The sequence below is a fragment of the Kineococcus sp. AC630 genome (assembly GCF_979255925.1).
In genome coordinates this window covers 23,489-46,507 of sequence record NZ_CEEDMJ010000008.1, presented here as the reverse complement: position 1 = coordinate 46,507, position 23,019 = coordinate 23,489, and the positions used below count along the sequence as shown (strand labels likewise).

Below are 23,019 nucleotides of genomic sequence, written 5' to 3'. Positions count from 1 at the left end.
GACATCGTGGCACCGAGGGGGACGCGGGGCCGGTCAGCGCCGGAGCCGTCGCGTCCACCAGTGACGTCGCTGCGGCGGGCCGGCGGCGCGACGGGCGGTGCGCAGCACCCGCACGAGGTGTTCGCGGGCGGCGAGGGCTTCGGCCTCCTTCCGGCGCTGGTCGAGTCCTCCGTGCAGTTCCCACTCCAGGGCGGTGAGGTTCATGCGGACGACGTTCCTGCTGAGGCCCGGGGCTGGTCGTCCGGCGTTCACGTCGCCTCGGCGCGCACTCCGCGCCTTAGTTACTTACAGTTCATGAGGTGGAACGCAGTGTCCTGAGGCGTGGACCGGCCCGGTCGACTTCGACGCTCGAGCGTGCATCGGCCCCGACGCCGAGCCACCATCGTGAGGTGGCCGTCTGGAAGTCCTTCATGGACCTCGTGCACCTCATCGGTGCGCTGGGGTGCCTCGCCCTGACCGGCGGGTTCGCCGCCGACGGCGAGGTCGCCCGGGCCGTCTTCTACGGCCTGCTGACCATGGCCTTCGCCATCGGCCTGGCCCAGCGCCGGACCGCGCAGGACCGCGTCATCGACCTGCGCGAGAACGCCGCGACACCGGTCCTCCACCCGGTGGCCCGCCCGCGCTGACCCGCCCGCGGTCGCTACGGTCTGGACATGAGCGCCACCACCACCAGCTCCGCCGAGGTCGACTCCGTCCACGTCGGGGACATGGACAACGTCGCCTACCTCGTGACCTGCCGCAGCACCGGCCGCCGCCTGCTGATCGACGCGGCCGCCGAGCCCGCGAAGCTGCTGGAGTTCGTCGGCGGCCCGCTGGACCTGATCGTCACCACCCACCGCCACCACGACCACGTCGGGGCCCTCGCCGCGCTCGTCGAGGCCACGGGCGCCACCACCGCCGCGGGCGAGGACGACGCCGACCACCTGCCCCTCCCCGTGCAGCAGCGCCTCACGCACGGCGACGTCGTCCGCGTCGGTGACGTGGTCCTCGAGGTCGTGCACCTGCGCGGGCACACCCCCGGGTCCGTGGCCCTCGTCCTGCGCGACGCCGACGGGCCCGACCAGGTCTTCACGGGCGACTCGCTGTTCCCCGGTGGCGTCGGCAACACCCGCGGCGACGCCGCCGACTTCGCCCGGCTCCTCGACGACGTCAGCACGAGGTTGTTCGACGTCCTCGACGACGACACCGTCGTGCACCCCGGCCACGGGGCCCCCACGACGATCGGCACCGAACGCCCGCACCTGGCGCAGTGGCGCGAACGCGGCTGGTAGGTCACGGCGGGACGACCGGTCCCCGCATCGCCGCGGACGGGTAGACCGTCCCGACGCGCACCCCGCCGAGCCAGGACGTCAGACGCGCGGCCTCGGCCCGCAGCGCCTTCCGGGCGCGGGCACCGACCTGCTCCAACAGCCGCAGGTGCACCACACCGGCCTCGTCCTGCACCCAGCAGCCCACGACGCGCCCGTCGACCCAGGCGGTCGTGCCGGCGTTGCCGTTGCGGTCGAAGAGCTGCTCGCGGTGCGGGCCGAGGTAGAACTCCCGCGCCTTCCAGCCCATCACCGTCGGGTCCAGCACCGGCAGCAGCGACGCCCAGGCGCCCGGGTCGGGCGTCTCCTCGACGTCGTCGGGCAGGAGGTACCCGAGCGACCCGCCGTCCAGCGACACCTCGACGGCGTCGAGTTCGCGCAGCGCCGCACGCACGATCGTCTTGGTCGCGCCCAGCCACCAGACGACGTCGTCCTCGGTCCCCGGCCCGAACCTCCCCAGCCAGCGCCGGACGAGTTCCCGGTAGCCCTCCTGCGCCGAGGTGGGTGCGGGAACCTCACCCAGCCAGTCGGGGGTCAGCGTCCACCGGGGCCGCGACGTCCGCCAGTGCCCGGTGTTGACGCCCCGCACCACGTGTCCCGTCAGCCCGAGGTGGGTGAGGATCCGCGAGGCCGACCACGACGACCCCGGTGAGACCGAGACCTTGACGTCGATCATCGGCACCGCGAGCCGGACCTGTTGCGCCGTCAGGCCTTCCGGCGCGTCGGCGAGGACGGCGAGGACCTCCCGGCGGGCGCGGTCCAGCCACTCCTGACCGTCCTGCGCGAGGTCCGCCTTCACCACGTCCTTCGCGATCGTCGCGCGTTCGGTGCCCGCGACCCGCGCCGACGCGCTCGGCCAGACGTGGGGCAGCAGTTCCCGCGGGAACACGAACAGCGTGCGCCGCATCGCGAGCTGCTTCACCAGGGTGCGGTCGACGTGGAGCGCCCGTTCGACGTCGGCGACCCGCAGGTCCCGTCCCCGCGCCCAGCAGGAGAGGTGCACCGTCGCCGGTTCCGTGGAGTGCAGGACCGTCATCGCCCGCGTGACGGCCTCCGGGCTGTCGAGCCTCGCCGCCGGCGCCAGGGCGTGCCGCCACGCGATCCGGGCACGGCGTTCGGCGTCGGTCACGTGGCGCACAGCGCCATCCTCCTCCACCGCGGCGCGGGACCGCTGCTGCCAGGATCACGTCGTGAACGACGTGGACGTGGTCCGGGACCTCGAGGTCGAACTGCTCTCCCCCGCCGCCCGACGCTCCCCGGAGCGGCTGGGGCAGCTGCTCGACGCGGACTTCCGCGAGATCGGCGCCTCCGGTCGGGTCTGGTCGCGCGCCGAGACGATCGAGCTGCTGGCAGGCGAGGACCGGACCGAGCCGACCCCGCACGCCGAGCTCACCGGGGAGGTCCTGGCCCCGGGCGTCGTGCTCCTCACCTACGTCTCCGACCCCACCGGCCGCCGCGCCCGCCGGTCCTCGCTGTGGCGCCGGACCCCGGACGGCTGGAAGTTGCGGTACCACCAGGGCACGCTCTGCTGATCATCGGTGGGAGTCTTGAGCCATGGGACTGGGTGGAGCGCCGGACGAGTGGGCCGACTACGAGTGGTTCAGGCTCGAGGACGTCCCCGCCCCCGAGGTCGTCCGCGTCGGCCCGGACCCGGCCAGCGACGCGCTGCGCCTGCTCGTGCGGGACTACCCCGTGTGGGCCCAGCAGGGTGCCCAGCGGGTCCTGCTCGTCGACCTCGACAACCTGCGGGCCTCCCCCAGCCGGTTGCGCGCCCGGCTCGCCGTCGTCGTCGAGCTCGCCCGCCAGGCCGACCACGTGGCGCTCGCCGGGCAGGTCGGGGCGGTGGCCCGCTCCAGGCCGTGGCTCGAGGAGTTCGCCGACCGGGCCAAGGCCGTCCCGCAGGGCGCCGACGTGGCCGACTACGCGCTGCTGGCCGCGGCCGCGAAGGTGGCGGACCCGGTGGAGTTCCTCGTGGTGAGCAACGACGGGATCTTCGCCGAACTCGCCGAGCGCGGTGACCTGACGATCCTCTCCCCCGGGATGGACGCGCTCAGCGCCGGGCTGCACGGGGCCGCGAGCATGCTCGTGGACCTCGCCGCCCTCGAGGCCGAGGCGGCGCGGAGCCGTTAGTCCAGCGCCGTCCCGCGGGTCTCGGGGAGCAGGAAGCTCGCCGACGCGGCGATCGCGAAGGCCAGCGCGAACACCACGAACACGACCGCGCTGCCCCCGGTGCCCAGGAGCACCGGGACGCTCAGCGGGGCCAGGATCGAGGCGATCCGGCCGAAACCCGCCGCCGACCCGGTGCCCCGGCCGCGCACGGCCGTCGGGTAGACCTCGGGCGTCACGGCGTACAGCGCACCCCACGCCCCCAGGTTGAAGAACGACAGGGCCATCCCGGCCGCGAGGATCGTCGTCGTGGAACCGGCTGCGGCGTAACCCAGGGCGGAGAGGGCCGAGCCGACGAGGAACAGCGCCAGGGTCCGCCGCCGCCCCCACGTCTCGACCAGCACGGCCGCGACCGCGTACCCCGGCAGCTGGGCGAGCGTGATGATCAGCGTGAACTGCAACGACCGGATCACGGTGAACCCGTCCTCGACGAGCAGGCTGGGGATCCAGGTGAACGCGCCGTAGTAGCTGAAGTTCACGAAGAACCAGACCAGCCACAGGCCCAGCGTGCGGCGACGCAACGTCGGGTGCCAGATCCCGTGCCCGCCGACCGGTCGCGGATCGGGCACGAGCTCCCCGACGGGCCGGACCCCGGCGGCGGCCTCGAACTCCTCGACGACCGCGGTCGCCTCCGCGGTGCGACCCTTCGAGAGCAGGAACCGCACGGACTCCGGCAGCCCGCGGCGCACGACGACGGCGTAGACGGCCGGTAGTGCCCCCAGCGCGAGTGCCCAGCGCCACCCGTCCTCCGACGCCGGGACCAGGAGGTACCCGACCAGGGCGGCGAGGGTCCAGCCCAGGGCCCAGAACGCCTCCAGCGCCACGACGACCCGACCGCGGATCCGACGCGGTGCGAACTCGCTGACCAGGGTCGAGGCCACGGGTAGTTCCGCGCCCAGCCCGAGGCCGACGAGGAAGCGGAAGACCAGCAAGGCTCCCAGCGACCACGACAACGCCGCGGCGCCGGTGGCGATCCCGTACACGAGCAACGTCAACGCGAAGACCTGGCGTCGCCCGATCCGGTCGGCGAGCAGGCCGCCGAACGTGGCGCCGAGAGCCATCCCGGCGAACCCGATCGACGCGATCCACGACAACTGCGACGCGTCCAGGTCCCACTGCGCTTTGAGCGCGACGAGCACGTAGGCGACGAGACCGACGTCGAAGGCGTCGAGCGCCCAGCCGACCCCGGAGCCGACGAGCAGGCGCCGGTGGCGGCGGGTGAAGGGCAACGTGTCGAGGCGTTGCGAGACGGTCGTGGGTGCGCTCACGTTCGCCAAGCCTAGGTGCCGGGCCCTCGACGGTCGCGACGCTCCCGGAGTCCACGCGGTAGTCGCTGCCGTCGACGAAACTCGCGCGCTCGGACAGCAGGAACGCGATGAGCGCGGCGACCTCCTCGGGTTCGCCCCACCGCTCCAGCTCCGTGGACGGCCGTTCCTCGTCGAGGAAACCGCTGATCGCCTGCTCGACGCTCGTGCCGAGTTCCACGGCGTCCTCGGAGACCAGCAGGACGATGCGTCCCCATCCCCTGCGCCGCATGCCGTCCAGGAACGTCCGCGCCACCCGGACGGCGGCGGCGACCTGCCGGTCCATGCCGGTCACGCCGGTCACGGCCGCGCGAGGCCGCCCGGTGGACTACCGGGGCGCCCGGCGCCACACGGCGCGCGGTGTGACCGTCATCGCGGCGGCCAGGGCGCGCAGGGTGCCGGGGACCCAGACGACGTCGCGCCCGGCGGCCAGACCGGCCACCACGGCGTCGGCGACCTGCGCGGGATCGCTGGCCAGCGGTGCGGGCGACATGCCCGTGGTCATCCGCCCGACCACGAAACCCGGCCGGGCCAGCAGCAGCCGGACCCCGCTGCCGTGCAACGCGTCGGCGAGTCCGGAGGCGAAACCGTCGAGTCCGGCCTTCGCGGACCCGTAGACGTAGTTCGCCCGGCGCACCCGCGCCCCGGCGATCGAGGAGAACACGACGATCCGCCCGGACCGCAACGGCCGCAGCAGGTTCGCCAGGTGCGACAGGACGCTGACCTGGGCGACGAAGTCGGTGTGCACGACGGCGAGGGCGTGCGCGACGTCGGTCTCCGCCCGCGCCTGGTCACCGAGGATCCCGAACGCGACGACGGCGTCGACCGCGCCGTGCCGGGCGACGACGTCGCTCAGCAGCAGTCCGTGCGAACTGACGTCGTCGGCGTCGAACTCGACCGTCTCGACGCTCGCGCCCAGGGCGCTGAGCCGGGCCGATTCCCCCTGCAGTTCCCCGGAGCGGCGGGCCGCCAGGACCACCGTCCGCGCCCCGGCCCGCACGAGTCGTTCGGCCACCTCGAGTCCGATCTCGCTGCGGCCACCGAGGAGCAGGACGGGGTTCATCCCGCCATCCTGCCTGGTCCGACCTGGCCCGGCTCAGCGGGCGAAGGGCAGTCCGGGGCTGCGCAGCGCCAGTTCGACAGCCGGCGTGGGCAGCAAGGGGACGATCAGCACGTGCGCGAGCGGGCGGGGCAGGTCCTCGCGGACCCAGGTGATCCGCGTCGCGTCGGGACCGATCCGCTGGACGGTGACGACGCTGCGCCCCACGGTCACCGACGTCCTCCCGCCGGGGGCGCCCGCGAACGACGTCACCGGCGACTCGGGGTGCGCGGCGGGTGCCCCGTCGTGACGGTCGACCGAGAGCGTGGGGGCAGCGGACGCCTCGGCCTCCTCCCGGGTGAACTCCCCCACGTCGGCGTCAGCCGGGAGCCAGAAGACCGTGACCCGGTCGTGGCCCCCACGCCGGGTGCAGACGCGACGGTGCGCCCGGGGAGTGACGATCTCGGGTGTCTCGACACCGGCCCACGCGGTGAACTCCTCGTCGGACAGCAGGATTCGTCCGGCCAGCAGTGGCTCGTCGCGAGGACGGCCGCGCCGCGCGCCCCACCCCCGCATCCCCGCGGCGAACCGCAGGTGGTCCAGCACCGCCCGCGCCTCGGGACGCAGCGGCAGCTCGACGGCGGGCGCTGGGTTCACCAGGGCCCAGGCCAGAGCCTGTTCCTCGGCAGTCCGGCCGTTCAGATCCATCCCGCCTTCCGGGCCAGGGCGACGGCTTCGTGGCGGTTGGCGGCGCCGAGCTTGCCGGAGGCGGAGGACAGGTGGTTGCGGACCGTCCCGGGCGAGAGTGACACCTTCACCGCGATCTCCTCGACCCCGGCGCCGTCGGCGGCGAGTTCCAGCACGTCGGACTCACGGGCCGTGAGCGGGCTGGCCCCGGCGGCGATCGCGTCGGCCGCCAGCGACGGGTCGACGTAGCGACCCCCGGACGACACGGTGCGGATCGCTTCGGCGAGAACGGATCCCGAGGACGTCTTGGGCAGGAAACCCCGCACGCCCGCCTCCAGGGCCCGTTTCAGGTGACCGGGACGACCGTGGCTGGTCAGGAGCAGGGTCGTGATGCCGGGAACCTCGACGTGCAGCCGCTCGGCGAGGGCGATGCCGTCCGACGGCGCCCCCGCGCGGACGTCTCCCGCCGGCATCTGCAGGTCGAGGACCGCCACGTCGGGGTTCGTCCTGGACGCCACGGCCAGCGCCTCCGCGCAGGACGCGGCCTGGCCGACGACCTCGAGGTCGTCCTGCAGGTCGAGCAGACCGGCGACGGCACTGCGGACGAGGTTCTCGTCGTCGGCGAGCAGGACTCTGATCACGCGGGGACCTCCAGTCGGGCGTCGAGGACGAACGTGCCGTCGCCCCGTCGGACGTCGAGGCGACCGCCGAGGGGGTGCAGCCGTTCGGCCAGACCCGCCAGGCCGGAACCGTTCCCGGTGGCGGCCGAGCTCACCCCGTCGTTCTCGAGCAGCACCCCCAGCTCGTCGGCGGAGCGGAAGACGGTGATGCGGCACCACGTCGCGGCGCTGTGCCGCACGACGTTGGTGACCCCCTCGCGGATGACCCAGGCCGCCGCGGACCGGACCTCGACGGGCAGGTCGCTCTCGGTGTGCTCCACGGTGCACTCGACGCCAGCGGAGCGCAGCAGCGCCACCGACCCCTCGAGCTCCGTCGCGAGGTCGACCGCGCGGTACCCGCGGACGACGTCGCGGATCTGCTGCAACGAGTTCTGCGCGATCGTCCGGACCTCCTCGGCACGGTCGACGGCCTCGGGGCGACCCCGGCGGGCCAGTTCCGCGACGAGGTCGCTCGTCACGGCGATGGCGGAGAGGTCGCGTCCCACGACGTCGTGCAGGTCGCGGGCGAACCGCAACCGCTCCTCGGCCAGCGCCAGCCGGACCCCGACGCGTTCGGCGTCGGCCAGGCGGCGCACGACGTCCAGGAGCCACATCGAGAGCTGCAGGATCGACGCCAGGATCCAGCCGTAGACCACGAACATCACGGCGACCGCCGGGGGCGCGGTGAGCGGTGCGGTGGCCGCCCCCACGACGACGACCACGACGGGGGCGTAGCGGCGGAACCGGAACCGGCCCAGCGGGGTCACCGAGAGGACCGCGGCGGCGGTCGCGACACCTGCCGTGGCGGTGGTCCCCCGCAGGGCGAGGAGCCCGACCACGTAGGCGAGGGCCGACGCCGTGACCCACGCGACGACCAGCGAGAGCCCCCAGGCCCTGCGGTGCACGACGCGGCTGACGGCGAGCGCCACGGCGAACGCCTGCACGAGCGAGGCGGCGGCCGCCACCCACGCCCCGGAGGCGTCGGCCCCGACTCCCAGGCCGAGCACGAGCAACGGCGCGCAGAACACCGCCGGGACCAGCGACCAGTGGGTGTACAGCTCGACGCGCCGCGGGTCGTCCGCGGCGCGCCAGCGTCCCAGCAGGTTCACGGGCCGACTCTCCCAGACCCTCAGACCCGCGGCGACCAGCGGAACCGCCGCTGCACGACGACGACGGCCAGGACGATCCAGGCCAGCGCCACCCCCGCGGCCTGCAGGAGGTCGATCCCCGCGGGGTCACCGGTCCAGCCCGCGTTGACGAGGTCCAGCACCGGGCTCATCGGCGTGAACTGCGCGATCCGGTTGATGCTCCCGGGCAGGGCGTCCAGCGGCATCGCCAGACCGGCCCCCAGCACCGCGATCCCGATGACGGGCAGGCTGGTCATCTGCACGGACTCCAGGGTCGGTGAGAACACCGCCGTCACCAGCGCGAGCCCGGTGAAGACGGCCGACCCGACGAGGATCCCGGCCAGGGTGAGGACGGGGTTCTGCGGGACCGGCAGCCCGAGCACGACGGCCCCCGCCACGGCGAGGACCAGCGACTGCACGAGGGTGATCGCCACCGACGGCGCGGCGAGCGCGACGAGGATCTCGCCGTCGGCCGCCTCCCCGGTCCGCAACCGCTGCAGGACTCCTTCCTCGCGGCGGGCGACGGAGGCCGAGAGGACGTTGTAGTAGACGACGAACAACAACAGCATCCCGACCAGGCTGGCGATCGCGAGCGCCGTGGCGTTCCCCCCGTCCCCGACACCGTCGAGGGTGCTGAAGAGGCCGATGACGCTGATCGGCATGATCAGGGTGATGGACATCAGGGTCCGGTTGCGGCGCAGCAGCAGCAGTTCGGCGCGGGTGAGGGACCAGGTGCGGCGGGCGCTGGCGGCGACGCGGTTCGTGGTCCGGACCGCGGGTGCGGGTGCGGTCTCGAGGGTGGTCATCAGGCGGCCTCTTCCGTGACGTGGGTGCCGGCGAGTTCGAGGAAGGCGGTCTCGAGCGAAGCCGGGGTGGCCTTCAACTCGGACAGGGCGAGGGCGTGGTCGTCGGCCCAGGCGAGGACCCGGGACAGGCTGCGCTGCAGGTGGTTCGTCCGCACGGCCACGTAGCGGCCGTGGTGCTGGACGGTGTCGCCCGGGCTGAGGTCCGCGAGCTCGGGACGCCCCGCGTCGGCGTTCCAGCGGATCTCCGAGCGGTGCCCGGCGACGACGTCGGCGACGGTCCCCTCGGCGGCGACCAGTCCCCGGTGCATGATCGCGAGGCGGTCGGAGAGTTCCTCGGCCTCCTCCAGGTGGTGGGTCGTGAGCATCACGGCCGTGCCCCCGGCGACGAGGTCGCGGACCAGTTCCCAGACCGAGCGACGCGACTGCGCGTCCAGCCCCGTCGTGGGTTCGTCGAGGACGAGGACCTCCGGCCGGCCGAGCAGCGCGACCCCGAGGTCGAGACGGCGACGCTCCCCCCCGGACAACGACTTCACCGGGGCGTCGAGATTGTGCTGCAGGCCCACGACCTCGACGACCTCCGCGGTGGGCCGCCGCCGGGTGAGGGTGCCGCTCCACATCTGCAGCGACTCCGCGACGGTCAGGTCCCCGGGCAGGCTGCCGGACTGCAGGACCACACCCGTGCGCGGCCGGACCTGGCGGCGCTCGCGGACGGGGTCGTGCCCCAGCACGCTGACGCTGCCACCCGACGGTCGCACCAGCCCGGTGACGACGTCGACGGTGGAGGTCTTGCCGGCTCCGTTGGTGCCGAGGAGGCCGAAGACCTCACCGCGTTCGACGGAGAAGCTGATGCCGCGGACGGCTCTCGTGCCGCTGGCGTAGGTCCGTTCGAGGTCCCTGACGACGACTGCGCTCATGTCTCCAGCGTGGCGGCGGACCGCGCGTCGTCCCCGTGTCCGCCGTCACGAGTTCCGCCGTCTCCCGCACCCCTCACCCATGACGAACCTCACGGCCGGCGGCGCCTGGTTCGACACCCGCACCGGCGCCGGGTCCGGGCTGTCGTCGCAACAGCTGGGGTGGTGGACTGCGCTCCATGACCTGCGCTGTGGTCTCCCTGCCCTCACGACCCGAGCACGACTCGGCCGTCCGGATGCCCGCCGACGACCACACCCACTCGCAGTTCTCATGGGACTCGGCCCACGGCAACATGGAGGCCAGCTGCAGGCACGCCGTCGAGGTGGGCCTGCCGGCGATCTCGTTCACCGAGCACGTCGACTTCACCGCCTGGAACGCGCCACCGGGAGGCTGGGCGTGGGACGAGGGGATTCGCGGCGACTACGACGGGCACGGCCACTTCATGGGGGCACCGCTGGAGGTCGACGCCTACCAGGCGGCCATCGAGCGGTGTCGCGACCGCTTCCCGGACCTGGTGATCCGCTCGGGTGTGGAGATGTCGGAGGTCCATTGGCACACCGACGCCGTCCGGGACGTCCTCTCCCGGGGTTTCGACCGGGTCGTCGGGTCCGTCCACACCCTCGACGATCTGCGGGAACCCGGAGAACACGTCCTGGTCGACCACGCGAAGGACCAGCGTTCACCGGTCGACCTGCTCTCCGCCTACCTGCGCGAGGTGGAGGCGATGGCGGCGAGCGACGGCCCGTTCGAGGTCCTGGGCCACATCGACTTCCCCCTGCGGCACTCCTCCCCGGACCTCGAACCGTCGCCGTGGGCTGCGGTGGAGGAGCAGACCCGTCACGTCCTGGAGGTGCTCGCCGCGTCGGGCCGCGTGCTGGAGGTCAACACCTCGATCCCTCTGGACCTGCGGGTGGTCCGCTGGTGGCACGAGGCCGGCGGGGCGGCGGTCTCCTTCGGCAGCGACGCCCACGTCCCGGGGGACGTGGGTCGCCGGTTCCGGGAGGTCTCCTCCGCCGTCGCAGGCTGCGGGTTCCGGGCCACCGACGACCCGACGGCCTTCTGGGGACGCGTGCGCTGACCGACGGGGCCGTCAGCTCACGAGGAGGTGAGGCGGGCGGCGAGGTGGAGCTTCGAGCCGTCGCGACTGCGAACGGCGGTGGACCACCCGTCGGGTTCCTCGACGGCGATGTGCCGGATGGTCGCGGGGAGCAGCAGGGGTTTCCCGAACTCGACCTCGAACCGTGCCGCCCCCGGTGGGGGGCCGCCGATCGCGGAGAGGCTCCGGGACGCCGTCCACATCCCGTGCGCGAGGGCACGTCGGAACCCCAGGAGTCGGGCGGTGACCGGGGAGAGGTGGAGGGGGTTCACGTCACCGGAGACGGCGGCGTAGGTGCGGCCCGTGTCGGCGGGGACCCGCCAGAGGGTGCCCTGCCCCTCCGCGGCGGGGAGCCGTGCGGGTTCCTCCGCCCGACCGGGCCACGACACCCCGCGCGCGAGGTAGCGGCTACGGCCCGTCCAGACCTTCTCGGTCCCGGTGCGGACCTCCGTCACCAGGTCGACGGTCGCGCCGCGGCGGTGGGCGTGCATCCCGACGGCGCGGACGCTGACGTCGAAGTCCTCCTCGACCGACAGCGGCCGGGTCTGCTCGAAGGACTGGGCGAGGTGCACGAGACCCAGCAGGGTGAACGGGAAGGGTTCCCGGACCATCAGGTCCACCTGCAGACCGAAACCGACGAGGTGCGGGAACGGCAGCGGCACGGTGTCGCGGAGCGGGAACCCGGTGCTGCGGCAGAAGGCCGCCACCCGGTCGACGTCGAAGCGGTTGCCCCGCAGGGACACCGTGGTGCGCGGGAAGTCCACCGCGCGCCGGGGCCGGTGCAGCAGCGAACGCGCGTACAACGCCGACAGCGACGGGGCCGTCCTGAGTTCCCTGGTCATCACGCCCCCAGCAGGCTCTGGCCGCACACCCGCAGCACCTGACCGTCGATGCCGGTGGCGTCTCGTTGCGCGAGCCAGCCGACCGCTTCGGCGACGTCGATCGGCAACCCGCCCTGCTGCAGGCTGGCGATCCGTCGGCCGAGTTCGCGCGGGACCGGCGGCATGACCGCCGTCATGGGGGTCTCGATGAAACCCGGAGCGACGGCGTTGGCCGCGAGACCACGCTGCGCCAACGGTTCCGCGAGGGCCTGGACGAGACCGACGAGTCCCGCCTTGCTCGTCGCGTAGTTCGTCTGCCCCTTCGCGCCGGCGAGACCGTTGATGGAGGACAGGTACACGAACCGGGCTCCGGGCGCGAGCGCGCCGGGGTGGTCGAGGAGTTCCGTCGTCAACCGCACGGGGGCGAGCAGGTTCACCGCGAGGACGGAGTTCCAGGCCTCCTCGTCGACGTTCACGAAGGAGCGGTCGCGGGTGATGCCGGCGTTGTGCACGACGACGTCGGCCCCGTCGAACCGGTCGGCCAGGTGGGTCGCCAGGGTCTGCGGCGCGGTCTCGGCCGTGACGTCCAGGTGCAGCGTCGCCCCCTTGACGCGGTTCGCCACGGCGGCCAGCTTCTCCCCCGAGGCGGCGATGTCGACGCAGACGACGTGGTGACCGGTGCGGGCCAGGACGTCCGCGACCGCGGCCCCGATCCCCTGCGCCGCACCGGTGACGACGGCGACCGGTCGTTCCCGTGACGGAACGGGGACACCGGGTCCGACGACGATCGGCTGCCCGTCGACGAACGCCGAACGGGTGGAGCAGAAGAACTCGACGGCACTGCGCAACGACGTGCGGGCACCGGCCGCAACGCGCACGAGGTTGACCGTTGTGCCACCGCGGGCCTCCTTGGCGAGGCTGCGCACGAAACCCTCCAGACCCTGCTGGACCGCACGGGTCTCGGGGTCGCCCGAGACGGCGGGATCGGTGGCGGGATCGGCCGCGAGGACCAGGACGCGGCCGGTGGTCCGGCGGAACGCGGGGGCGAGCCGCTGCCGCAACTCCTCCAGACCGGCAACGCGACGCAGACCGGTCGCGTCGACGAGCACGGCGCCGAGGGGTTCCCCGGTCCCCTCGCTCACGGTGGCCCCGGCCGCGCGCAACCAGTCCGAGAGTTCCTCGACCCAGCTCGCACCCTCGAGCCCGATCACCAGGGCGGGTCCGGTGAGCAGCGGCTGCCCGGGCTGGTACCGGCGCAGCCGCGGCGGCCTCGGCAGCCCGGTCCGGGCGGCGAGCAACCTCCCCGGGGCGGTGCGCACGAAGGCGCCGTAGGGGTCGGACATCACGCCTCCACCAGGGCCGCGATGCCCTGCCCGCCGGCGGCGCAGACCGAGATGAGCGCGCGGCCACCCCCGCGTTCGTGCAGCAGCTTCGCGGTGGTCGCGAGGATGCGCGCGCCGGTCGCCGCGAAGGGGTGCCCCGTCGCGAGGGAGGAGCCCGTGACGTTGAGGCGCGCGGGGTCCACCGTGCCCAGCCCCGCGTCGGCCCAGGCTGCCGTCGTGGCGAGGACGGTGGAGGCGAACGCCTCGTGGATCTCGACGAGGTCGAGGTCGGCCAGGGTCAACCCGTTGCGCTGCAACAACCGCGGTACGGCGACGACGGGTGCGGTGAGCAGCCCCGCCCCGTGGACGTGGTCGACGGCGGCGGTCTCGGCGTCGACCAGGTGGGCCAGGACGGGGAGGCGGCGGGAGGCGGCCCACTCGTCGGTGGCGAGCAGGACGGCGGCGGCGCCGTCGGTCAGGGGGGTCGAGTTCCCGGCGGTCATCGTGGCCTCGCCGTCGAGGTCGCGACCGAAGACGGGACGCAGCGCGGCCAGCTTCTCCAGCGAGGTGTCGGGGCGCAGCAGGTCGTCGCGTCGAACGCCGAGGTAGGGGGTGAGGAGGTCGTTGAAGAACCCGCGGTCGTAGGCGGCGGCGAGGTTGCGGTGGCTGGCCAGGGCGAGTTCGTCCTGCGCCTCGCGGGTGACCTTCCACTCCAGGGCCGTGCGGGCCGCGTGCTCCCCCATCGACAGTCCCGTGCGGACCTCGGCGTTGCGCGGCGGATCGGGTCTGAGCTGACCGGGCCGCAGCTTCGCGAGCGCGGCCAGCTTGGCGCCGGCGGTCCTGGCCCTCGAAAGTTCCAGCAGCACCCGCCGCAGTCCGTCGTCGACCGCGATGGGGGCGTCGCTGGCGGAGTCGGCACCCCCGGCGATCCCGACGTCGACCTGCCCGAGGGCGATCTTGCCGCCCAGCAGGACGGCGGCCTCCAGACCGGTGGCGCAGGCCTGCTGCACGTCGTAGGCGGGGGTGCTCGGGTCGAGCGCGGTCGACAGGACGGCCTCGCGGGTGAGGTTGAGGTCGCGGCTGTGCTTGAGCACGGCCCCGGCGACGACCTCGCCCAGCCGCTCCCCCGCCAGTCCGTACCGGGCGACCAGCCCGTCGAGGGCCGCGACGAGCAGGTCCTGGGCCGAGGCCTGGGCGTAGCGGCGACCGGCCCGGACGAACGGGGTGCGGTTGCCACCGATGATCGCGACGTTGCGGACAGCACGGGTGCTCACCCGGCCGAAGTTATCAGGTACTACGGGTACCCGATACCCGTCGTGCGGGGTACCGTCGAGGGCATGGACGGTCGCGCCACGCGCTGGGAAGAGCACCGGAAACGGCGTCGCGAAGAACTCGTGACGGCGACGCTGCGCGCGATCACGGCCAAGGGCGCCGGCGTCGGCATGGACGAGGTCGCCGCGGCCGCCGGCACCAGCAAGACCGTGCTCTACCGGCACTTCGCCGACAAGGAGGAGCTCTACCTCGCCGTCGCCGAACGGGTGAACTCGCGGATCCTGCGCGAACTCGGCGAGGCCGTCGCCTCCTCGAACTCCCCCCGCGAGGCCCTCAGCGGGATCATCGCCGCCTACGTCCAGCTCGTCGAGGCCGATCCCGAGGTCTACCGCTTCGTCGTGGTCCACCCGTTCCTGGAACGGCCGCTCAGCAACGACCCCGTGCAGCGGATCTCCGGCACCATCGCCGACGAGACTGCCCGCACCATCACCGCCCACCTGCGCGTGGGCGGCGCCCGCGACTCCTCCGCCGACGCCCTCGCCCACGGCCTCGTCGCGATGATCCGCACCGCCGCGGACCGGTGGATCTCCAGCACCGACCGGGTGCCGGCGGCCACGCTCGTCTCCGATCTCACCCACCTGGCCTGGGGTGGTCTCGCCACCGTTCTCAGCGCCCCACCCCTGGCACCCGTTCCCGAGGAGGTTCCGTGACCACCACCGAACTGCGACCCGAGACCCCCCTCGACGAGCCCGTCGAGGTTCCGCCGCCGCTGGACACCGAGGTCCTGCGCCGCGTCCTCGACGGCCGTTTCGCCGACCTGCGCGAGCAGTTCCGCCGCGAGGCCCCCGCCGACCTCTTCACCCCCACCGACGACCTCTCCACCCGCGACCACCGGGACCTCACCCGGCAGCGGCTGGGGCAGCTGGCGGAACTCGGCGGTCACGAACTGGGCTACGCGCGGCCCTGGGGCGGCGACTCCCCCGGCGGTCAGGTCGCGCAGTTCGAGATGCTGGGGTTCGGCGACGCGTCCCTGATGATCAAGTCGGGGGTGCAGTGGGGCCTGTTCGGCGGCGCCGTCCAGGCGCTCGGCACCGAACGCCACCACTCGACCCTGCTCGAGCCGCTCCTGCGACTGGAACTCGTCGGCTGCTTCGGGATGACCGAGACCGGGCACGGTTCCGACGTCTCCTCCATCGGGACGACCGCGACGTACGACCCGGCGACGCAGGAGTTCGTCGTCCACACCCCGGACGTCTCCTGCCGCAAGGACTACATCGGCGGCGCGGCGGAGGACGCCGACGTCGCCGTGGTGTTCGCCCAGCTCGTCACGGGCGGGACCTCGCAGGGCGTCCACGCCTTCGTCGTCCCGCTGCGCGAGGACGGGGTGGATCTCCCGGGGATCTGGCGCGGTGACGACGGCCGCAAGATGGGGCTCAACGGCCTCGACAACGGCCGACTCGGTTTCGACCGGGTGCGGATCCCCCGGACCGCGCTGCTGAACCGCTACGCCGACGTGGCCGAGGACGGCAGCTACTCCTCTCCCATCGCCAGCGCCAACTCGCGGTTCTTCACGATGCTCGGCGCCCTCGTCAAGGGCCGGGTCAGCGTCTCCGGCGGTGCGCTGTCGCAGACGAAGGTGGGCCTCGAGATCGCGCTGCGCTACGCCCTGCAGCGCACCCAGTTCAAGCGCCCGGGGGGCGACGGCGAAGTCGTCCTGCTCGACTACCTGGCCCACCAGCGCCGGTTGCTGATCCCGCTCGCGACGACCTACGCGCTCTCGTTCGCGCAGGACGACCTGCTGAGCGAGATGGACGAACTGCTGCGCGTCCAACTCGCCGGGAACGAGCCCGACGCGACCCGGCAGCGCGCGTTCGAGTCGCACGCCGCGGGTCTCAAGGTCGCCTCCACCTGGCACGCGACCCGCACCCTGCAGACCTGTCGCGAAGCCTGCGGCGGCAACGGGTTCCTCGCCGATTCGCGCCTGCCGCAGTTGAAGGCGGACACCGACGTGTTCACCACCTTCGAGGGCGACAACACCGTCCTGCTGCAACTCGTCGCCAAGGGCCAGCTCACGGCGTACGCCCAGCAGTTCTCCGACCTCGACACCCTCGGCATGGCGCGATTCGCGACGCGCGACTTCGTCAGCACCTACGCCGGCCGCAGCCCCGCCCGCTCCCTCGTGGCCGACGTCGTCGAAGCGGGCCGGATCCCCGAGGAGCTGCACGACCGGGCCTGGCAGCTGCGGATGCTCGCCGACCGCGAGCGCCACGTCGTGGAGTCGCTGGCCAAGCGGATGCGCAAGGCGCGGTCCAGGCCCGAGGCGGAACGCTTCGAGGCCGTCGACGAACTGCAGGACCACCTGCTGCTGGCCGGTCGTGCGCACGTCGAGCGCGTCGTCGCGGAAGCCTTCGCCGCCGCGATCGCGCGCTGCGACGACCCGGCCGTCGTGGAACTCCTGTCCGACGTCTTCGACCTGCACGCCCTCTCGGTGCTCGAGGCCGAGAAGGGCTGGTACCTCCAGCACCGCCGGATGACGACGTTGCGCGCCAAGGCGGTCACGACCGCGGTGAACGCGGTGTGCCGCAAGCTGCGGCCGCGGACCGGGGAACTGCTGGACGGGTTCGGGACGCCGCGGGCCTGGCTGGCCTCCTCCCTGGTGCCGTGACCGTCGGGTCCCCGGGGTGACGGTGGGGGCTGGCGTAGCCTGCGCGAGTGCATGGTGAGTACAAGGTCCCGGGCGGGAAGCTCGTCGTCGTCGATCTGGACATCGAGGAGGGGCGGCTCGCCGGGGTGCGCCTCAGCGGGGACTTCTTCCTCGAACCCGACGACGCGCTCGAGGCCATCGACGCGGCGCTGACGGGGGTCCCCGCCGACAGCGACGCCGCCGACCTCGCGCACCGCGTCCGCTCGGCCCTGCCGAGCGGCGCGGTGCTGCTCGGTTTCACCCCCGAGGCCGTCGCGACGACGGTGCGACGCGCCGTCGGCGGGGCCAGCGGGTGGCTGGACCACGACTGGCAGTTCGTCCACACGGGTCCCCAGTCCCCGCAGACGCACATGGCGCTGGACGAGGTCCTGACCCGCGAGGTGGCGGCCGGCCGTCGTCCGCCCACCCTGCGGGTGTGGGAGTGGGGCAGCTCGGCCGTGGTGCTCGGGAGTTTCCAGTCGCTCGTGAACGAGGTCGACGGCGACGCGGCGCAACGGCTCGGGGTCGAGGTCGTGCGCCGGGTCTCGGGGGGTGGCGCCATGTTCGTGGAGCCGGGCAACACCATCACCTACTCCGTCTACGCACCCGGTTCGCTCGTCGAGGGGCTCTCGTTCACCGAGTCCTACGCGTTCCTCGACGACTGGGTCCTCGTCGCGCTGGGCGACCTCGGCATCAAGGCCTGGTACCAGCCGATCAACGACATCGCGACCGAGCAGGGCAAGATCGCGGGCGCGGCGCAGAAGCGCCTCGCGGACGGGACGGTCCTGCACCACGTGACGATGTCCTACGACATCGACGCGGCGAAGATGCTGCAGGTGCTGCGGATCGGCCGCGAGAAGCTGTCCGGGAAGGGCCTCGCCAGCGCCGCGAAGCGGGTCGACCCGCTGCGCCGTCAGACGGGCCTGCCGCGCGAGGACGTCATCGACTCGATGGTCGCCACCTTCCGCCGCCAGTACGGCCTCACCGACTCCGCGCTGAGCGCCGCGGAGCTCGCGGCGGCCGAGGAACTGGTCGCCCAGAAGTTCGCCACGCGCGAGTGGGTGGCCCGCATCCCCTGAGTCTCGACAGCCGTCCGGCCGGGGCGCAGACTCGGTCGATGGAGCACGGTGCGGCGGTCGAGCGGGGAGTGCGCACGGGAGTCGTCCGGGACGCGGACCGGCCCGGGCGGGCGTTGCGGGTCAGCGCGCACCCCGCTGCCGCCCCGGGGGACGGTCGTGTCGTCCTCTCGACGTGGCAGGACTCCACCTGCATCTCGACCGTCCGCCTCGACCGCGCCGAGGTCGTCGAGCTGCTCGCGGCCCTCGGGTCCTCCCTCCTCGTGGACCCGACCGGTACGTAGCCGCGATTGACAACGACCACGAAATCTGGGAAAATCACGACGTACCTCGGGATCGGCGCTCAGCCGGACCGGGGTTTCGTCGTTCCGGGCCCCTACATGCGCTCCGGAGCGTCGATCCCCAGGAGACCCAGGCCCGCCGCGAGCACCTCCCGTGTCGCCCGGCACAGGGCGAGCCGGCTCGCCCGGACCTCCCCCTCCGCCGAGAGCACCGGGCAGGCCTCGTAGAACGCCGACAGCGCCGTCGCCACCTGGTGCAGGTGACCGCACAGCCGGTGTGGTTCGAGCGTCTCCGCCACCGACGCGACGGCTCCGGGGAAGCCGGTCAGGAGCAGCGCGAGCCGCACCTCCGCGGGGTGGTCCAGCACCGACACGTCCCGGGTCACGATCGCGCTGCGCTCCAGCAGCGACGCCGCCCGGGCGTGCGCGTACTGCAGGTAGGGGCCGGTGTTGCCGTCCATGGCGACCATCCGCTCCAGCGAGAACACGTAGTCGCGACCGAGGCCGTTGACGAGGTCGGCGTACTTCACGGCGCCGATCCCGACGGCCCGCACCACCGCGGCGCGCTCCGGCGCGTCGAGGCGCGACCCCCGTCCGCCCAGCACCTCCGCCGCCCGGCTCTCGGCCGCGTCGAGCAGCGCGCTGAGGGAAACGGTGCCTCCCGTCCTCGTCTTGAACGGTCGACCGTCCTCCCCCAGCACCGTCCCGAAGGCGACGTGCTGCACCGTCACCTCCTCGGGAAGCCACCCGGCCTCCCGGGCGACGGCGAACACCTGGTCGAAGTGCAACGCCTGCCGGGCGTCGACCACGTAGACGATCCGGTCGGCCCGCAACGCCGTCACCCGGTGCCGCAGCGCCGCCAGGTCGGTCGCGTCGTAGCCGTACCCCCCGTCGGACTTGCGCACCACCACCGGCAACGGTTCCCCGTCGCGGTTCGCGAAACCCCGGGGGAACACGCACGACGCCCCGTCCGACTCCACGAGCAGTCCCGCCGCGCGCAGGTCGTCCACCACCCCGGCAAGGTCGGCGGCGTAACTGCTCTCCCCCGCGGTGTCGGCCGGGGTGAGGCCCGATCCCAACCGGGCGTACACCTCGGCGAACGACGTCATCGACGTGTCGACCAGCCCGCGCCAGACGTGGTGCGTCCGCGGGTCGCCGCTCTGCAGGGCGACGACCCTGGCCCGGGCCCGGCCCGCGAAACCCGGGTCGGCGTCGAAGCGTTCCCGGGCCTGCCGGTAGAACCCGTCCAGCGCCGAGAGGTCCAGGTCGGCGCCGTCGTGGCCCTCCTCGAGGAAGTGCTCGATCAGCATCCCGAACTGGGTTCCCCAGTCGCCCACGTGGTTCTGGCGCACGACGACGTCCCCCACCGCGGCGAAGACCCGGGCCAGCGCGTCCCCGATGACGGTCGAGCGGAGGTGACCCACGTGCATCTGCTTCGCGACGTTCGGCGAGGAGTGGTCGACGACGACCCGTCGCGGTGGATCGGCCTGTGCCACACCGAGGTGCGGATCGGTGAGGAGGGCACTGACCTGGCGCGCCAGGAACTCCGGCCGCAACGTGAGGTTCAGGAACCCCGCTCCGGCGAAGGTGGGCGGCAGGCACACGTCGTCGAGGTGCGACCCGGCGAGCAGCCGGTCGGCGACCTCCCGGGGCGGCAGTCCCAGGGGTTTCGCCAACCGCACCGGGAGGTTGGTCTGGAAGTGCCCGAACTCGGGCCGGGTGGCCGGTCGCAGTTCGGGGTCCCACCCGGCGTACGGAGCGCCGAGTCCCTGGAGGGCCGGCCGGAACCGGGAGGCGAGGAGTCGATCGGGAGTGAGCACGGTGGAGTTTCCTCACGACAGGAGGGAGGTGCAGAGGTGCCGGACGTGCGTGCGGGACAGGGAACCCGCGGTGGACTACAGCTCGGTCAGACCGCGAGTCGGCGTCGCCCGGCGCGTCGTCGGGACGCGGCGAGCGCGTCACGACGGGAAGCACGGGTCGACGACATGCCAGGAGCATGACACGGGAACTCAGACCGCGTCCACCAACCCGGCCGGCTCGTTGTAGGGGGTGATCACCTGGATCTGCGAGGGCTGGGAACCCGGTCGCCCCGGCAGCGCCCCCTGGGCCTGCATGACCGCGCGGCAGACCCGGCGCACGTCGGTGCGCAGGTCGTGGTGCAGCACGGCGGTCAAGCGGCGGCGACGCAGCAGGACGAGGTTCTCGGCGTCGAGGTCGTGCGCGACGAACGCGCGGACGGTGCGCCCGACCGCGTCGAAGGCGGCGAGGACGGCCTGGTTCCCCCCACCGACCGAGTACACCGCGTCGATCCCCGGGTTGCGTCCCAGCGCCGCCGACACCGTCGCGAACATCGACGCGTCGAGTCCGTCGGTGCCCTCGACCACCGTCACCGGTACCTGCGGCGCGAGGTCGCGCAACGCGGCACGGAAACCCAGTTCGCGGTCCCCTTCGCCGCGGAAGGCGCTGCGGCTCAACGAGACCAGGACCCCACCCGCGTCCGGGGCCACGGCCGTCAGCAGGTAGGCCGCGGTGGCCCCGGCCGCGCGGTCGTCCATCCCGACGTAGGCGATGCGACGGCTGGTGGGCACGTCGGTGACGAAGGTGACCACCGGGATCCCCGCGTCCTCCAGGCGGGCGACGGCCGCCACGACGGCCGGGTCGTCCGGCGCCTTGAGCAGCACGCCGCTGGAACCCTTGCGCGCGATGGCGTCGAGCAGGGTCGCGAGGTCCGCGGCGCTGCCCTCCTCGCGGAGGTGGAACCTCGCCCGGATCACCGCCGGGCGCAGCGACGGGAGCTCGGCCTCCAGGGCGGCCCGCACTTCGCGCGAGAAGCGGTCCGGCGCGAGGACGACCACGTCGAGGAAGAACGTCCGGCCACCGATCCGGACCTGCGACGCCTGTCGTTCGAGGTCGGCGATCGCGCGGTGCACCTCGGCGACCGTGCTCGCGCGCACGCCGGCCCGCCCGTTGAGCACGCGGTCGACCGTCGCGGTGCTCAGGCCGGCCTGCTGCGCGATCTCACGGATCCGGTACGGGTGCGCCATCGACATCCCCCGATGCGTGCGTGATGCGTTCTTGATGCGTCGAGGATGCCACGGCGGCGTCAACGCGTCCTACCGTTGGACCAGCGCGCAGCCCACCGCACGACTCTCGACGAGGAGAAACCCCATGAGCGCACCGACCACCGCCCGGCACACCCCCATCCGGTTCCGCGAGAGCGACTGCGACGTCACGGAGTTCGCGAAGCTGCTCGACCGGACCACCGTCCTGGCCGACTTCCCGCACGCCGTCGACGTCCAGCAGAACGTCCTGCTCTACGACTCCGCGCTCCTGCGGCGGGCCGTCGCGACCGACGCGGGCCGCGAGGAGGTGGAGGGCGAACTCGTGCGGGCCCTCACCGACGGTCCCGGGGTCGTCGTCCTCAAGGGTGCCTTCCCCGACCTCTCCGTCGTCGACCGCGTGACCGCGGTCTTCGACCGGATCATCGCCGACGAGAAGGCGTCCGGGACGGCGAAGGGCGACCACTTCGCGAAGGCCGGGGCCAACGACCGGGTCTGGAACGCCCTCGAGAAGCTCGCCGTGCGCGACCCCGAGGCGTTCGTCGACTACTACGCCAACGACGTGCTCGCCCTGGTCTCGACGGCCTGGCTGGGCCCGGGCTACCAGGTCACCTCGCAGGTCAACGTCGTCCGCCCCGGCGGCCGGGCGCAGGACCCGCACCGCGACTACCACCTGGGTTTCCTGTCCAACCCCGTCGCCGCGCGCTACCCCGCGCACGTCCACCTGCTCTCCCCCGTCCTCACCCTGCAGGGCGCCGTGGCGCACAGCGACATGCCGCTCGAGAGCGGTCCGACGCTGTACCTGCCGTACTCCCACCAGTACCCGCAGGGGTACCTCGCGTGGCGTCAGGCGGAGTTCAAGGAGTACTTCGCCGAGCACCACGTGCAGCTGCCGCTCGAGAAGGGCGACGCCGGGTTCTTCAACCCCGCCCTGTTCCACGGCGCCGGGACCAACGTCTCCAGCGACGTGCAACGGGTCGCGAACCTGCTGCAGGTCTCCTCGGCGTTCGGACGCGCCATGGAGACCGTGGACCGGGTGAAGGTCGCCAAATCCGTCTACCCGGCCCTGTTGTCGCGCAAGGACTCCGGCGCCGGCGAGGAGTTCGTGGCGAACGCGGTGACCAGCGCCACCGAGGGTTACCCGTTCCCCACGAACCTCGACCGCGACCCGAACGTCGACGGTCTCACCCCGCTCTCCGAGACCGAACTCCTGCACCGGGCGCTGGCCGAGGGGTGGGACGTCGAACGGACGACCACGGAACTCGACGCCTACGCGGCCCGGCGCCGGACCGACGAGATCTGACGCCTGGCCCCGGCCGGCTGCGGCCGGTCGCCCCGGCGGTGGACATCGCACCTCGATCTTCGCCGAGGACGGCCCCGAGGTTCTCGGCGGAGACGGCGT

24 protein-coding genes and 1 pseudogene are annotated in these 23,019 nt (G+C 73.2%); 10 read left to right on the top strand and 15 right to left on the bottom strand.

Going from position 1 to position 23,019, the window contains the following annotated elements:
• Nucleotides 1–33: 33 nt before the first annotated feature.
• A complete protein-coding gene (locus AC0I8G_RS10195) occupies nt 34–204 on the bottom strand; it encodes a hypothetical protein (protein WP_328293003.1) in 171 nt (56 codons plus the stop codon).
• Nucleotides 205–389: 185 nt separating this feature from the next.
• On the opposite strand from AC0I8G_RS10195, the gene AC0I8G_RS10190 reads away from it, so the two are divergent.
• Nucleotides 390–626, top strand: coding sequence for a hypothetical protein (locus tag AC0I8G_RS10190; RefSeq protein WP_471729808.1), 237 nt, complete (start codon nt 390–392; stop codon nt 624–626).
• 27 nt (nt 627–653) lie between these two features.
• A complete protein-coding gene (locus AC0I8G_RS10185) occupies nt 654–1,271 on the top strand; it encodes an MBL fold metallo-hydrolase (protein ID WP_471729807.1) in 618 nt (205 codons plus the stop codon).
• A 1-nt stretch (nt 1,272) separates the two neighbouring features.
• On the opposite strand, the gene AC0I8G_RS10180 is transcribed toward AC0I8G_RS10185, so the two are convergent.
• The gene (locus AC0I8G_RS10180) at nt 1,273–2,445 is read right to left on the bottom strand and encodes a winged helix DNA-binding domain-containing protein (RefSeq protein ID WP_471729806.1); all 1,173 of its coding nucleotides are present in this window, start codon (nt 2,443–2,445) and stop codon (nt 1,273–1,275) included.
• A 52-nt stretch (nt 2,446–2,497) separates the two neighbouring features.
• Here AC0I8G_RS10180 and AC0I8G_RS10175 point away from each other — a divergent pair, with 52 nt between their 5' ends.
• Entirely contained in the window at nt 2,498–2,839 is a 342-nt protein-coding gene (locus AC0I8G_RS10175) for a nuclear transport factor 2 family protein (protein ID WP_380260641.1), read from the top strand.
• Nucleotides 2,840–2,861: 22 nt separating this feature from the next.
• Complete coding sequence (locus AC0I8G_RS10170; protein ID WP_328293008.1) at nt 2,862–3,437, top strand: hypothetical protein; 576 nt, start codon at nt 2,862–2,864, stop codon at nt 3,435–3,437.
• Here the strand turns inward: AC0I8G_RS10170 and AC0I8G_RS10165 are convergent.
• From AC0I8G_RS10165 to AC0I8G_RS10130, 8 genes and pseudogenes are all read right to left on the bottom strand, one after another.
• Nucleotides 3,434–4,741 carry an MFS transporter gene (locus AC0I8G_RS10165; protein ID WP_471729805.1) on the bottom strand — a complete coding sequence of 436 codons (1,308 nt, stop codon included), beginning with the start codon at nt 4,739–4,741 and terminating at the stop codon, nt 3,434–3,436. The two genes, AC0I8G_RS10170 and AC0I8G_RS10165, sit on opposite strands and share 4 nt — an antisense overlap.
• 28 nt (nt 4,742–4,769) lie before the next feature.
• A pseudogene (locus AC0I8G_RS10160) lies at nt 4,770–5,063 on the bottom strand (SDR family oxidoreductase); the annotation flags it as partial.
• Between the two features lie 42 nt (nt 5,064–5,105).
• Nucleotides 5,106–5,840: an SDR family NAD(P)-dependent oxidoreductase gene (locus AC0I8G_RS10155; protein ID WP_471729804.1), complete on the bottom strand. Its 735-nt coding sequence runs from the start codon at nt 5,838–5,840 to the stop codon at nt 5,106–5,108.
• A gap of 33 nt (nt 5,841–5,873) precedes the next feature.
• Nucleotides 5,874–6,524 carry a hypothetical protein gene (locus AC0I8G_RS10150; RefSeq protein ID WP_471729803.1) on the bottom strand — a complete coding sequence of 217 codons (651 nt, stop codon included), beginning with the start codon at nt 6,522–6,524 and terminating at the stop codon, nt 5,874–5,876.
• Entirely contained in the window at nt 6,515–7,144 is a 630-nt protein-coding gene (locus AC0I8G_RS10145; RefSeq protein WP_471729802.1) for a response regulator, read from the bottom strand. The genes AC0I8G_RS10150 and AC0I8G_RS10145 overlap by 10 nt, the downstream gene beginning before the upstream one ends.
• A complete protein-coding gene (locus AC0I8G_RS10140) occupies nt 7,141–8,271 on the bottom strand; it encodes a sensor histidine kinase (protein ID WP_471729801.1) in 1,131 nt (376 codons plus the stop codon). The genes AC0I8G_RS10145 and AC0I8G_RS10140 overlap by 4 nt, the downstream gene beginning before the upstream one ends.
• Before the next feature lie 20 nt (nt 8,272–8,291).
• A complete protein-coding gene (locus AC0I8G_RS10135) occupies nt 8,292–9,095 on the bottom strand; it encodes an ABC transporter permease (protein ID WP_471729800.1) in 804 nt (267 codons plus the stop codon).
• A complete protein-coding gene (locus tag AC0I8G_RS10130) occupies nt 9,095–10,009 on the bottom strand; it encodes an ABC transporter ATP-binding protein (RefSeq protein ID WP_471729799.1) in 915 nt (304 codons plus the stop codon). Before AC0I8G_RS10130 ends, AC0I8G_RS10135 begins: the two co-directional genes overlap by 1 nt.
• A 176-nt stretch (nt 10,010–10,185) precedes the next feature.
• On the opposite strand from AC0I8G_RS10130, the gene AC0I8G_RS10125 reads away from it, so the two are divergent.
• Nucleotides 10,186–11,085 (top strand): PHP domain-containing protein, encoded by a 900-nt coding sequence (locus AC0I8G_RS10125; RefSeq protein WP_471729798.1) that lies wholly within the window; start codon nt 10,186–10,188, stop codon nt 11,083–11,085.
• Nucleotides 11,086–11,102: 17 nt separating this feature from the next.
• Here AC0I8G_RS10125 and AC0I8G_RS10120 read toward each other — a convergent pair whose 3' ends face one another.
• The 3 genes from AC0I8G_RS10120 to AC0I8G_RS10110 are packed head-to-tail and all read right to left on the bottom strand — an operon-like array spanning nt 11,103 to nt 14,520.
• Nucleotides 11,103–11,945, bottom strand: a complete 843-nt coding sequence (locus tag AC0I8G_RS10120) for a MaoC family dehydratase (protein WP_471729797.1) — start codon at nt 11,943–11,945, stop codon at nt 11,103–11,105.
• On the bottom strand, nt 11,945–13,267 hold the full coding sequence (locus AC0I8G_RS10115; RefSeq protein ID WP_471729796.1) for a 3-oxoacyl-ACP reductase: 1,323 nt from the start codon (nt 13,265–13,267) through the stop codon (nt 11,945–11,947). Before AC0I8G_RS10115 ends, AC0I8G_RS10120 begins: the two co-directional genes overlap by 1 nt.
• Nucleotides 13,267–14,520, bottom strand: a complete 1,254-nt coding sequence (locus tag AC0I8G_RS10110) for an acetyl-CoA C-acetyltransferase (RefSeq protein ID WP_471729795.1) — start codon at nt 14,518–14,520, stop codon at nt 13,267–13,269. The genes AC0I8G_RS10115 and AC0I8G_RS10110 overlap by 1 nt, the downstream gene beginning before the upstream one ends.
• A 63-nt stretch (nt 14,521–14,583) precedes the next feature.
• On the opposite strand from AC0I8G_RS10110, the gene AC0I8G_RS10105 reads away from it, so the two are divergent.
• Genes AC0I8G_RS10105 through AC0I8G_RS10090 form a run of 4 tightly spaced genes read left to right on the top strand, consistent with a single transcriptional unit; the run spans nt 14,584 to nt 18,561 of the window.
• The gene (locus AC0I8G_RS10105) at nt 14,584–15,228 is read left to right on the top strand and encodes a TetR/AcrR family transcriptional regulator (protein WP_328293023.1); all 645 of its coding nucleotides are present in this window, start codon (nt 14,584–14,586) and stop codon (nt 15,226–15,228) included.
• Nucleotides 15,225–17,183, top strand: a complete 1,959-nt coding sequence (locus tag AC0I8G_RS10100) for an acyl-CoA dehydrogenase family protein (protein ID WP_471729794.1) — start codon at nt 15,225–15,227, stop codon at nt 17,181–17,183. Before AC0I8G_RS10105 ends, AC0I8G_RS10100 begins: the two co-directional genes overlap by 4 nt.
• 47 nt (nt 17,184–17,230) lie before the next feature.
• On the top strand, nt 17,231–18,280 hold the full coding sequence (locus AC0I8G_RS10095; RefSeq protein WP_471729793.1) for a lipoate--protein ligase family protein: 1,050 nt from the start codon (nt 17,231–17,233) through the stop codon (nt 18,278–18,280).
• Between the two features lie 38 nt (nt 18,281–18,318).
• Nucleotides 18,319–18,561: a hypothetical protein gene (locus AC0I8G_RS10090; protein ID WP_380160713.1), complete on the top strand. Its 243-nt coding sequence runs from the start codon at nt 18,319–18,321 to the stop codon at nt 18,559–18,561.
• Between the two features lie 92 nt (nt 18,562–18,653).
• Here the strand turns inward: AC0I8G_RS10090 and argS are convergent, their stop codons facing one another.
• Both argS and AC0I8G_RS10080 read right to left on the bottom strand, forming a co-directional pair.
• Entirely contained in the window at nt 18,654–20,378 is a 1,725-nt protein-coding gene (gene argS, locus AC0I8G_RS10085; protein WP_471729792.1) for an arginine--tRNA ligase, read from the bottom strand.
• Between the two features lie 189 nt (nt 20,379–20,567).
• On the bottom strand, nt 20,568–21,602 hold the full coding sequence (locus AC0I8G_RS10080; protein ID WP_471729791.1) for a LacI family DNA-binding transcriptional regulator: 1,035 nt from the start codon (nt 21,600–21,602) through the stop codon (nt 20,568–20,570).
• A 124-nt stretch (nt 21,603–21,726) separates the two neighbouring features.
• Between AC0I8G_RS10080 and AC0I8G_RS10075 the strand changes: the two genes are divergently transcribed.
• Nucleotides 21,727–22,920: a phytanoyl-CoA dioxygenase family protein gene (locus tag AC0I8G_RS10075; RefSeq protein ID WP_471729790.1), complete on the top strand. Its 1,194-nt coding sequence runs from the start codon at nt 21,727–21,729 to the stop codon at nt 22,918–22,920.
• Nucleotides 22,921–23,019: the final 99 nt, after the last annotated feature.